At 61.4% G+C, this 11,467-nt stretch carries 9 protein-coding genes and 3 pseudogenes; 8 read left to right on the top strand and 4 right to left on the bottom strand.

Annotated elements, in window-relative coordinates; all coding sequences use genetic code 11:
- Positions 1 to 22 precede the first annotated feature (22 nt).
- Positions 23 to 1,245 (bottom strand): annotated as a pseudogene (locus tag PACILC2_RS16350) (MFS transporter).
- Between the two features lie 140 nt (positions 1,246 to 1,385).
- On the opposite strand from PACILC2_RS16350, the gene PACILC2_RS16345 reads away from it, so the two are divergent.
- Positions 1,386 to 1,649, top strand: a complete 264-nt coding sequence (locus tag PACILC2_RS16345; protein ID WP_244863569.1) for a hypothetical protein — start codon at positions 1,386 to 1,388, stop codon at positions 1,647 to 1,649.
- Positions 1,650 to 1,693: 44 nt separating this feature from the next.
- Positions 1,694 to 2,035, top strand: a pseudogene (locus PACILC2_RS16340) (RidA family protein); the annotation flags it as partial.
- A gap of 64 nt (positions 2,036 to 2,099) precedes the next feature.
- On the opposite strand, the gene tatC reads toward PACILC2_RS16340, so the two are convergent.
- From tatC to PACILC2_RS16325, 3 genes are read right to left on the bottom strand one after another with little or no spacing between them, the layout of a single operon-like run.
- Positions 2,100 to 2,819 (bottom strand): twin-arginine translocase subunit TatC, encoded by a 720-nt coding sequence (gene tatC, locus PACILC2_RS16335; protein ID WP_062494255.1) that lies wholly within the window; start codon positions 2,817 to 2,819, stop codon positions 2,100 to 2,102.
- Between the two features lies 1 nt (position 2,820).
- A complete protein-coding gene (gene tatA, locus PACILC2_RS16330) occupies positions 2,821 to 3,051 on the bottom strand; it encodes a twin-arginine translocase TatA/TatE family subunit (protein WP_213529543.1) in 231 nt (76 codons plus the stop codon).
- Positions 3,052 to 3,073: 22 nt separating this feature from the next.
- Positions 3,074 to 4,750 carry a PhoX family protein gene (locus PACILC2_RS16325; RefSeq protein WP_213529541.1) on the bottom strand — a complete coding sequence of 559 codons (1,677 nt, stop codon included), beginning with the start codon at positions 4,748 to 4,750 and terminating at the stop codon, positions 3,074 to 3,076.
- A 213-nt stretch (positions 4,751 to 4,963) separates the two neighbouring features.
- Between PACILC2_RS16325 and hemE the strand changes: the two genes are divergently transcribed.
- The 6 genes and pseudogenes from hemE to PACILC2_RS16295 form a co-directional block, all read left to right on the top strand.
- Positions 4,964 to 6,031 (top strand): uroporphyrinogen decarboxylase, encoded by a 1,068-nt coding sequence (gene hemE / locus PACILC2_RS16320; protein ID WP_213529539.1) that lies wholly within the window; start codon positions 4,964 to 4,966, stop codon positions 6,029 to 6,031.
- Positions 6,024 to 6,959, top strand: coding sequence for a ferrochelatase (gene hemH / locus PACILC2_RS16315; protein ID WP_213529536.1), 936 nt, complete (start codon positions 6,024 to 6,026; stop codon positions 6,957 to 6,959). The genes hemE and hemH overlap by 8 nt, the downstream gene beginning before the upstream one ends.
- An 82-nt stretch (positions 6,960 to 7,041) precedes the next feature.
- Positions 7,042 to 8,393, top strand: a pseudogene (gene hemG, locus PACILC2_RS16310) (protoporphyrinogen oxidase); the annotation flags it as partial.
- Positions 8,394 to 8,552: 159 nt separating this feature from the next.
- A complete protein-coding gene (locus PACILC2_RS16305) occupies positions 8,553 to 10,046 on the top strand; it encodes a CapA family protein (protein WP_244863568.1) in 1,494 nt (497 codons plus the stop codon).
- A 22-nt stretch (positions 10,047 to 10,068) separates the two neighbouring features.
- Positions 10,069 to 10,797: a glycerophosphodiester phosphodiesterase gene (locus PACILC2_RS16300; RefSeq protein ID WP_213529534.1), complete on the top strand. Its 729-nt coding sequence runs from the start codon at positions 10,069 to 10,071 to the stop codon at positions 10,795 to 10,797.
- A gap of 130 nt (positions 10,798 to 10,927) precedes the next feature.
- Positions 10,928 to 11,467 (top strand): DUF92 domain-containing protein (locus PACILC2_RS16295; protein ID WP_213529547.1); only part of this gene is annotated, 540 nt, incomplete at its 3' end.

Raw genomic sequence — 11,467 nt, 5'->3', positions numbered from 1 at the left:
CCCCCTCCTACTCGATCCGCTGTCAATCCGAAGAGGTCGCGGAGCCGGTTCCGCCGCCGCGGCGCAGAAGCGACTGCCAGACCCATACCCCGTTCAAAAACAGCAGACCGGCGGACAGAAGGAAAAGCCCCTGGATGCCGATCCAGCCGGAAAGCGCCCCTCCGACGACCGGTCCTGTCATGTTGCCGAGGCTGAGCGTGCTCGTATTAAAGCTGTAGGCCCGGCTCTCCATCCCTTCCGGCGTATATTTCCGGATGAGCGTATTGACCGTCGGGATAAGTCCGCCGAGAAAGATGCCGAGCGCGAACCGGGACAGCAGCAGCTGCCATACTTCGCCGGCCAACGCCTGGGGAATGAACATGACCGCCGCTCCGATCAGGCAGACGGCGAGCAGCTTCTCCGCCCCGGCACGGTCGCTCAGCCTTCCGAGAATCGGGGAGGCGACCAGGTTGGACATGCCGGTTACCGAGCCGACGAAGCCGGACCAGAACGCCAAATTTTCGGCCGTTCCGTGCAGTTGCTGGACGAACAGCGGAATGAGCGTCATCGGGCTCATCATCGCGAACTGGATCAGGAATGTGGCCACGAACAAGCTCAGCAGCTGTGGAATGCGTTTGAGCTGCCGGAAACCTTCGATGACCGACACCTGCGGCAAAGAAGCGGCCTTCTCCTTGTCGAACGATTCTTTCACAACGAACAGGGCAAGCAGGGAAGCGCCGAACAGCATGCTTCCGGTCAAATAAAAGATCGGCCGATAGCCGATAGCGTCCGCCATCAATCCGCCGATTAACGGTCCGAGTATCGTTCCGGCAATGCCTCCGGACTGCAGCGTCCCCAGCGCGAACCCCATACGGTTGCGCGGCGTATTGGTCGAGATGAGGGCGACGGATGCCGGATTGAAGCCGGAAATGGTCCCGTTCACAAGCCGGAGAAGGAGCAGCTGCCACGGGCTGCTCGCAAAACCCATCAGCACCATCACGATCGCCATGCCGAAGCCGGAGCGCAGCAGCATCGCCTTGCGCCCGTAGCGGTCGGCGAGCTTTCCCCAGAGCGGCTGAAAAAGAACGAAGTTATGAAATTGCTGGCGAAGATGATTCCCGCCCATGTGGCGATCTCGTGCTGGTCGGCAAGCCCCAGATCGGACTGCAAATACAGGGGCATAAACGGCAAGATCATCGTCATGCCGCCCATAACCATAAACTGCCCGACCCACATGACGGCGAGGTTGATTTTCCACTGCTCTATAACGATGCACCTCCCGAGCAGACCAAGCAGTCCGTTAACCATATGGTGCAGTGCCGTTTCTTCAAGTATAGCACATTGCTGCAGACAAATCATGGCAGCTCCCGCAAGCCGGCGAAACGATCGATGCGGGCGGGGCGTTCGTGTACTACCATATGGATGACCGCGACGTCGAGCAAGTCATCCGCTATCCGCATTCGCTGATCGCCTCCGACAGTCTTCACTGCGAGACGGGGAAGCCGCATCCGCGTCTGTCCGGCACCTTTCCCCGCCTGTTCGCGGAGTATGTGCGAAAGCGTCGGCTGCTCGGTCTGGAGGAAGCGGTGCGCAAGGTGACCTCGTTTCCGGCCGCCGGCTCGATGCTGCGTGCCGCCCGCAGTCTGGAGGGCTGCTGCCCTAAATCCTGACGTATTAGGATAAGGAGTGACGGAATATGGGGAAAGTGGATTTCGGCGCCGAGCTGACGATCGAACAGGGGCAGGAAGCGGCGCGCCGCTGCATCGTCAACGCGCTGGCGGTCATCAAGCGGCAAATCGGCGAGCTCGATCGGGTGGCGCAGGTCGTGAAAATGCTCGCCTTCGTCAACAGCGCTCCCGGCTTTGCCGATCAGCCGTATGTCATTAACGGCGCTTCCGATTTGCTGATCGAGCTGTTCGGAGAAGCGGGCCGCCACGCCCGCTCCGCGATCGGAACGAGCGATTTGCCGTTTCATACGCCGGTTGAGATCGAGCTGATCGTCGAAGTGAAGGACGAAGCGCAGAGCCCGCCGCGGAGCGGCGCAGCCGCTTGCTGAAGCCGGCATGAAGCATCCCCTCCGTCCGTGATCGGGCGGAGGGGATGCTGCGGTTTGGCGCAAGCTACCGGTTTTGCGGCTCCGGCCGTTTCCGGCAGGCGAGCCTGGAGATCGTGACGCTGATTTCATACAGCAAGAGCAGCGGGACGATTACGATTATATCCGACAGGATGTCGGGCGGGGTTATCGTCACCGCGACGACGACGAGAACGAAATAAGCCGTTTTGCGCCCTTTCGCGAGCCGCGCCGGATTCAGAATGCCAACCTTCGTCAGAAACAGGACGACGGCGGGCATTTCGAACAAAAATCCGAACGGCAGCGTCATGTACAGCATGAACCGGAAATATTTTTCCGCCGTATACATCGCTTCGAAGTCGGCGGCCATCTGCTCCATGAACGAGAGCACCATCGGGAACAGCACGCCGTATCCGAACGCTATGCCGGTCACAAACAGCGCGAACATGACGGGGATGAAGAGCAGCGTCTTCCGCCGGGCGCTTTCGGACAGCGCCGGCTGCACGAATTTCCACGTCTCGTAAGCGGCGACCGGAATGGTCACGGCAATGGCCGCGACGCCGGCGATCATGAAATAAACCCAGATCACATCGGACGGGCCGAGAATGACCAGCTTTCGCTCCATATCCCGCACGAGCCATTCGTAGATGTCGCGCACGTACAGAAAAGCGGCGGCCAGCGAGACGAGAAAGGCGGCAAGCGTCCGGATGAGCCGGCTTCTCATCTCGTCCAGATGAGCGATAAAGCTCATTTCCTTGCCTTTGCCCATATTACGATTTCGGCGCCGCGGCGGAAGGCTTCGCGTCCTTCGCGTCTTCTTCGCCGTCTTGGTTCCCGGTCTCCGGCTCCCCGCCGACGAGCCCCCGCGTCGCGCTCTTGAATTCGCTCAGCGTGCGGCCGAAGGCGCGGCCAAGCTCGGGAAGCTTCGAAGGTCCGAAAACGATCAGCGCGATGAGCAGAATGAGAAGAAGTCCCCCGATTCCGATATTGCCGAAGGGCATGTTGGATCAGCTCCTTTCGAACTTAACCGTTGCGTTTGAATCCGCTGATCGCCACGACAGCGCTGCGCGCTTTCGTATCGCCCTTGCGGTGCGGCCAGCGGCTCGTCGGATTGTTCAGGTCGGTCGTATTTTCGCCGGGATGCTGGATCGACAGAAACAGTGTCTGCTCGTCCGGCGTGAAGAACGGACCGGTCATTTCGCACTCTCTCGGGCCGGACGCGAATTGCAGCGCTTCTCCTTTGGCAGGTCCGGCGGTCGGAATGACGAACAGACCGTTGTTTTTGAACGACTTGTACACCCCTTTGTTCAGGCTGCCCGACGAAATGTCCGTGACGACCCACAGGCTGCCGTTCGAGTCGAAAGCCAGATTGTCCGGCGAGCTGAAGCCCGATTGCCGTCCCCCGGCGGCGAAAATTTCGAAGTCGAAGCTTTCGGCCGCGAGATTGTCGCCGTTCTCGAATATGCGCGTAATATGGCCGTGAATGTTCCCGTGGGAATCGTTGTTCGTATGGCAAATAAATACGGTGTTGTCAAACGGCGAAATTTCGATGTCCTCCGGCCGGTCGGTCGGCGTGCCGCCGACGATCAGTGCGGCTTCGTGGCAATGCGTGACGACGTCCGCCTGCGTGCGGAATTTGGCGAGCAGCTCCTCGCGCGATCCCGATACGCCGGACGGCGCTTTGAACTTGCTGTCCGCAAGCGCCTTTTTCACCGCATCGATGGTGACCGGAAGCCAGGCGCCGGATTTCAGGCTGGCGACGTAGAGTGTGCCGTCCTCCAGCAGCGCCGCGTTGGCGCGGCCCTTCGCCGCATTGTACTTCCCCTTGCTGACGAATTTGTACACGCAGGCGTCCTTCTTGTCGTCTCCCATGTAGACGACGACGCGCCCGTCTTTCGCCAGCCCCATCGCCGTATTTTCGTGATGGAAGCGGCCGAGGGCCGTATGCTTCTTCAAATATTTCCCGTCGAACGGATCGATCTCCACAACCCAGCCGTAGTGGGTCGGATTCAGCCCGGACACTTCCGCGGTTTCCTCGAAATTTTCCTCGCAGGACAGCACGGTGCCCCACAGCGTGACGCCGCCGGAGCAGTTGGCGAACGTGCCCTGCACCGTCTTCGCTTTGCCGACGGCATCGGAACCGGCAGCGGGACCGGTCAGCTCGAAACGGGTAAAGCCGTTGATGCGGCGGGCGTATTTGGAATTCGTGTCCATTTTCCAGACTCCGTTCTCGTCCCGGTAAACTTCAATGACCGACATCCCCTGGTAATATAGATTTTGCTCGATCTGTTTTGCGGTCATTTTGCCGTCCACGACCGGACCGATGGAAAAGATGTCGGTATATTCGTGATTGTTGACGAGCAGGCCGCGCGTATTGGAGCCGTCAATCGGGAAGTAGGCGTTGTAGTCGGAACCTGCGCCGAACCGTTCGCCTTTTTTGTTAATCACATCGTCGAACGCGGCGACGACATCGTATTTGTAGTTTCGGGGCAGCAGCAGCTGGTCGCTGTCGGAGGGCTCGATCGGCTCGAAGAAGCCGCTGACCCGGTTTGTATTGTAGCCGAACAGATGATCCGCCGTTTTCGAGACGGCGGACGCCTTGCCTTCCAAAGTGCCGAGTCCGGCCGATGCGGCCGCGAGCGCCGCCGCGCCGGTGCCGAGAAACGACAAAAATTTGCGCCGGTCCATATTTTGTTCCATTCATCCCCACTCCCCTGATCCGCAATTTGGTTTCATGGACAAGCATAGTTTCCGAATGTCAACCGGGCGTCACGGCGGTTTGAATTATTTGTAAAACCGGACCGGTTTGTCATACTATTGTCATGGAAATGCACCTGCTTGTGGTTGTTACGGGCTAGTAAAACGGGCATAATGGAAACGAAGGGAAATTTGGAGAAATGGGGAACGGCTTCTATGAATGGCAACGACCGTTTCATTCGGGCATGCCGGAAGGAAAGCGTCGACCGCATACCCGTGTGGTATATGCGCCAGGCGGGACGTTACGATCCCGACTATCGCAAAATAAAAGAAAAATATTCGCTGCTCGAAATTTGCCGGCAGCCGGAGCTGGCCGCGGAAGTGACGATGATGCCTGTCCGCAAGCTCGGCGTCGATGCGGCGATTTTATATTCCGATATTATGAATCCGGTCGCTTCGATCGGCATCGACTTCGATATCGTGGCCAACGTCGGCCCGGTCATCGCCAATCCGATCCGCTCGGCTGCGGATGTGGAGCGGCTGAAGCCGATTGATGTGGAGGGAGATCTCGGCCATGTGCTGGAAACGATCCGCATTCTGGACCGCGAGCTCGACGTGCCGCTGATCACGTTCGCGGGGGCGCCGTTTACGATCGCCAGCTACCTGATCGAAGGACGGCCGTCCAAAAACTATTTGCGCACGAAAGCGCTCATGTACGAAGCGCCCGATGTATGGGGCCGCTTGATGGACAAGCTGGGCGATATGGTCATCGCCTATTTGCGGGCGCATATGGCGGCGGGGGGCAAGGCGTTCCAACTGTTCGACAGCTGGGTCGGGGCGCTCGCGCCTCATGATTTTCGCCGTTACGTGCTGCCGACGATCGAACGGATTTTCGGCGAGCTGGCGGATTTGCCGCAGCCGAAAATTTATTTCCCCGGGGTCAGCTCCGGGGAGCTTCTGCCCGAGCTGGGCGGCGTGAAGGCGGACGTTATCGGACTTGACTGGCGGGTGTCGATTACGGAAGGCCGCCGCCGTCTCGGCGGCAAGTTTGCCATACAGGGCAATCTTGATCCGATTGTGCTGACGGCTCCGATGGCGGTGATCGAAGAGCAGGCCAAAGCCATTATCGATCAGGGCATCGCCGAACCGGGCTATATTTTCAATCTGGGCCACGGGCTGTTTCCGGAAGCGTCGCTCGACAAGCTGCGCGAGCTGACCGCGTTCGTGCACGAATATTCGTCCGCTGCGCTTCGCCGGACACGAGAGGAGGTCTCCAATGTCTGACCGTAAAATCGGCGTTCTCGTCATGTCTTACGGGACGCCGGAAAGTATGGATGGAATCGCTGAATATTATACGCATATACGCAGAGGCAATCCGCCGTCGCCGGAAATGCTGGCCGAGCTGACAGCGCGCTATGAGGCCATCGTAGGCGGCGTCTTCCCGCTGCGGGCCAATACCGACCGGCAGGTGCAGGCGCTGCAGGAGACGCTCGACGCGGCGGCGCCCGGCCGTTACGTCTGCTATCAGGGGCTCAAGCATGCCCGGCCGTTCATCGAGGACGGCGTGGAAGCGATGGCGGCGGACGGCATTCGGAAGGCGGTCGGCATCGTGCTCGCGCCGCATTATTCCGTCATGAGCGTAGGCGGGTATATCAAGCGGGCGCAGGAGAAAGCCGAAGCGCTCGGCCTCGAAGCCGAGTTCGTAAAGTCGTATCATCTGCATCCGAAGCTGATCGAGGCGCTGCGGGTGCGGCTCGTATCCGGACTCGAAAAGCTTGCCGCGGCGGGCGAAGGCAAGACGAAGGTGCTGTTCAGCGCGCACAGCCTGCCCGAGAAAATCCGGGAAATGAACGATCCTTACGAGCGGCAATTGCTGGAAACGGCAACTGCGGCGGCGGAAGCGGCGGGCGTGTCCGATTGGGACTTTACGTGGCAGAGCGCCGGGCGGACGCGCGAGCCGTGGCTCGGCCCGGACATACTGGAGACGCTGCGGGACGTGAGCGAGCAAGGATACCGGAAGGTGCTGTCGGCGCCGATCGGCTTCGTTTCCGATCATCTGGAAGTGCTGTACGATATCGATATCGAAGCGAAAGCGGCGGCCCGGGAGCTTGGCATGACGCTGGAGCGGATCGAGATGCTCAATACCGACCCGCTGTACATGGAGGCGCTGGCGGAATCGGTGACAGAAGCGGATAGATGGAGAGGGGAATGACATGAGCGGAACCGGACCTGATCGAATTGTCGTAATCGGCGGAGGAATCAGCGGACTGAGTTCCGCTTTTTATTTGCTCCGCGAAGCGGAAAAGCGGGGGCAAAGCGTCAAGGTGACGCTGGTGGAGGCGGCCGGCCGGCTAGGCGGCAAAATCGAAACGCTGCACCGGGACGGCTTCGTCATCGAGAAAGGGCCGGATTCGTTCCTTGCCCGCAAAACGGCGATGATCGAGCTGGCACGCGAGCTCGGCATTGCGGACGAGCTGACGGGAACGAATCCGGCGGCCCAAAAACGTATATTTTGCACGGCGGAGCGCTCCACCCGATCCCGAAAGGAATGGTGCTCGGCGTGCCGACGGACATCGCGTCGCTGTTGAAATCGAGTCTGCTGACGGTGGAAGGGAAGTTTCGCGCGACGCAGGATCTGCTTATTCCGGCCAAGGCCGGCGAGGAAGACGAATCGATCGGCGCATTCCTGGAGCGCCGCTTCGGCCGCGAAATGGTGGAGCGGGTGGCGGAACCGCTGCTTGCCGGCATTTATGCGGGCGATCTCGACGAGCTCAGCCTGCAGGCGACCTTCCCCCAGTTTCGGCAGGCGGAGCTGGAGCACGGCAGCCTGATCCGCGGCACCCGGCACAGCCGCCGTCAGGCGGCGGCCGCGCCGCCGCTGCCGAAGGAAGCGCAAGGCAGCGTCTTTCTGACGTTCAGGCGCGGCCTGTACACGCTGGTCGAGGCGCTGGAGAAGGCGCTCGCCGGATGCGATATCCGGCTCGGGACGAAGGTGAACGCCGTGCGCCGGCCGGACGGCCGGAGAGGGTACGAGGTGGAGCTTGGCGGCGGCGAAACGATCCGGGCGGACGGCGTCGTCGTCACGACGCCCGCCTGGGACGCGGCCAATTTGCTGGAGTCGCTTGTCGACTGCAGCGAACTGCGCGGCATTCGGTACGTCTCGGTAGCGAACGTCGTGATGGCTTTCGACAAGGCCGATGTTGAAGATATTTCGTTCGATGCGACCGGCTTCGTCGCCGCCCGTACGGACGGGCGGACGATTACCGCCAGCACCTGGACATCGGCCAAATGGCCGCATACGAGTCCGGATGACAAGGTGCTGGTCCGCTGCTACGTCGGGAGTGCGGGAGACCAGCATTCTCCGATGCTTCCCGACGACCGGCTGATCCAGAACGTCCGGCGCGATATTCGCGAGACGATGGGGATAACGGCGGAACCGCTGTTCGTCGAGCTGACGCGGCTTGCCCGATCGATGCCCCAATACCCGGTCGGGCATGTCGGCAGGACCGCCCGGTTCCGCGCCCGTCTGGCGGCGGCGCTGCCCGGCGTTCAGGTGACCGGAGCGGCGTTCGATGGCGTCGGGCTTCCCGATTGCATACGCCAGGGCAAAGAAGCGGCCGCCGCGGTGCTCGACGCCCTGTCTTGACGCGCCGAACGGCCTGCGAAATTCATTCTGCAGTCCGATTGACGACTGCACTCCGAATGTCTGGTATAATGATACGGGGCGGCGGTCCGTTCGGCGGGTCGCCGCCTTCTTAAATATAGTGGGAGACAATAAGGGAAAGATGTTTCGGAGGTTCAGGCTATGGCGATTTCGGAGAATGAAGCCTCGCGGCGTCACAGGAGATTGATGCGTCGCCTTACCGTTCTCAATCTGGTCATGCTGGCCGGCATCGCGATTATCCTGTTTGCCTGGCTGACAGGCAAGGACGGGACGCGGCCGGGCGGCTTGACGGCGGGCGAAAATTCCCGGCAAGAGGAGTCGGCCGCCCCGCCGTCCAAAGGGCCGGGAACGGACGGGAGTGCCGGGCAATCTGGCGATGGCGGCGGCGCAAACGGTAGCGCCGGGCAGTCCGGTGATGGCGGCGGCGCGAACGGTAGCGCCGGACAATCCGGTGATGGCGGCGGCGCGGCCGGTAGCGCCGGGCAATCCGGCGATGGCGGCGAAGCGGGCGGTAACGCCGGGCAGTCCGGTAACGGCTGCGACGCGGACGGGAGCGCCGGGCAGTCCGGTAACGGCGGCGGCGCGGACGGGAGCGCCGGGCAGTCCGGTAACGGCGGCGGCGCGAACGGTAACGCCGGTCAGTCCGGCGAGGAGGAGCGGCCGGACGATTCCGGCGCGAAGGTGCGTCTGGCGTTCGTCGGCGATTTGCTGCTCGCATCTTCCGTCGAGGAGCTGATGCGGAAGAACGGCTACGATTATCCGTATCGGGATGCGCTTCCGTATTTGACGGAGCCGGACCTTACGGCCGGCAATCTGGAAAATCCGATCACGAAACGGGGGACGCCGGCGGAAGACAAGCAGTATGTGTTCAAGGGCCGGCCCGAATCGCTCGACGCGCTCAAGGAAGCGGGGTTCGACGTCGTAAGCGTCGCCAACAACCATACGCTCGATCAGGGCGTGGTCGGCTTGCTCGATACGATCGATTATTTGGACGAAGCCGGCATTCGTCACATGGGCGGAGGACGCAACGAAGAGGAGGCGTATCGCCCCGCCGTGCTGGAGGCTCAAGGCGTCAAGGTCGCCTATCTCGGCTTCAGCCGCGTCCTGCCTGTCGTCGAATGGAAGGCGACCAAGGAGCGGGAAGGCCTCGCTGAAGCGTACGACTCGACAAGAGCGCTGGAAGCGATCCGCAAGGCGAAGGAAGACGCCGATCTCATCGTCGTCATGGTGCATTGGGGCCGGGAAAGGGTCGATCATCCCGTCGAGCATCAGAAGGTACTGGCCAAACAGTTCATCGATGCGGGCGCCGACCTCGTCATCGGTTCCCATCCGCATGTGCTGCAAGGGTTCGAACGGTATAAGGGCAAGTGGATCGCCTACAGTCTCGGGAATTTTATTTTCAATATGACGGCGACTCTTAAAACCCGGGATACCGGCGTGTTGGACTGCGTATGTTCGAAAGCCGGAGATTGCGAGCTGAAATTCCATCCGATGCGGGCCGAGCAATCGAAGCCGAGCCCGATGGACAAAACGTCTGCGGCCAAGTTGATCGCGCATCTGAACGATATTTCGTTCGGTGTGAAGATTCATCCGGACGGTACAATAACGGCAAAAGATGACGATGGGAAACGCTGATGATACGGAGGGACAGGGGAAGATGCGGAATCCGTGTGTAGCTCACCGGGGATGGTCGGGCGCGGCGCCGGAAAACACGCTGGCCGCGATAAAGCTGGCGATGAGCATGCCGGAAGTGCAATGGATCGAAATCGACGTGCAGTTGTCGCGGGATGGCGTGCCCGTCGTCATTCACGATTATACGGTCGACCGGACGACGAACGGCAGAGGGGCTGTCGCCAATCTGACGGCCGCCGAGCTGGGGGCGCTCGATGCGGGCTCCTGGATGTCTCCGGCGTTCCGTGGCGAGCCGGTTCCGCGATTCGAACAGGTGCTGGAGCTGACGGTCGGAAGATGCCGGCTCAATGTGGAGTTGAAAACCGACGGCCGCTATCCCGGCCTGGAAGAGCGCGTTCTCGGTTTGATTCACGATTACAAGCTGGAGCACGACACGGTCATCACCTCGTTCCATACGGAAACGCTGCGCAATGTCCGCAAGCTGAGCAAAGTCGTGCGAACCGGGCTTATCCTCGACGCGTGGCGGAATTCGCTGCCTGCGGAACTGGCGGAACTGGGCGCCGATTTTCTGTCCATCGGCTATTCGCGGATCAATCCGGAACGGCTGCGCAGGCTGGCGGGCGCCGGCATCGAGACGATGGCGTGGACCGCTAACGATGTGAAAACGATTCGCAAGCTGGCGGCAATGGACGAGAAGCTGATGATTTGCACCAATTATCCTGACAGATGGCGAGAAGCGATCGGCAGTCTGTGACCGGCGCGATGCCCGATGAAGCGAGCGGCAGACGACAAGTCTGCCGCTCCGCCTTTTTCGTAATCTACTACACTTGACGCTTGCGGCCGGCTGGTTCCGCGCGCAGGACAGGGAGGGAATCGTATTGGAAATGTTGACAGACTACTGGTGGCTCAATCTGCTGGCCGGATTCGCCGGCAGCGGACTGATTGCGCTGGCCGCCTATGCAAGCCGCTCGCTATCCGGCTCGGGGGCCTGGTCCGCCGCGATGATGGGAACCGCGTTCGTCGCGCTCGGAGGACCGGTATGGTTCGGCACGCTGATCGCCTTCTTCCTCACGTCGACGCTCTGGTCGAAGTACAAGCGGCGGCACCGTTCGAAGGCGGAGGCCGAATCGAAATATGCCAAGACGGGCCGGCGCGACGCCGGGCAGGTGTGGGCCAACGGCGGTCTCGGACTCGCGCTTTGCGCCGGCCATGCCGTATGGCCCGACCCCGGCTGGCTGCACGCGTTCGTCGGCGTCATGGCGGCCGTGACGGCCGATACGTGGGCGACGGAGCTCGGCGCACTCAGCCGTACGCCGCCTCGCTCGATCGTCGGCGGCCGCCCGGTGGCGCCGGGCACGAGCGGCGGCGTCACCGCGCTCGGCAGCGCGGCCGCGCTGGCCGGTGCCGTCTTCATCGGCGGCGCC

Origin of the sequence: Paenibacillus cisolokensis, assembly GCF_018403665.1 — a bacterium.
GTDB lineage: Bacteria > Bacillota > Bacilli > Paenibacillales > Paenibacillaceae > Paenibacillus_AH > Paenibacillus_AH cisolokensis.
This window is presented reverse-complemented; position numbering and strand designations above follow the sequence as displayed.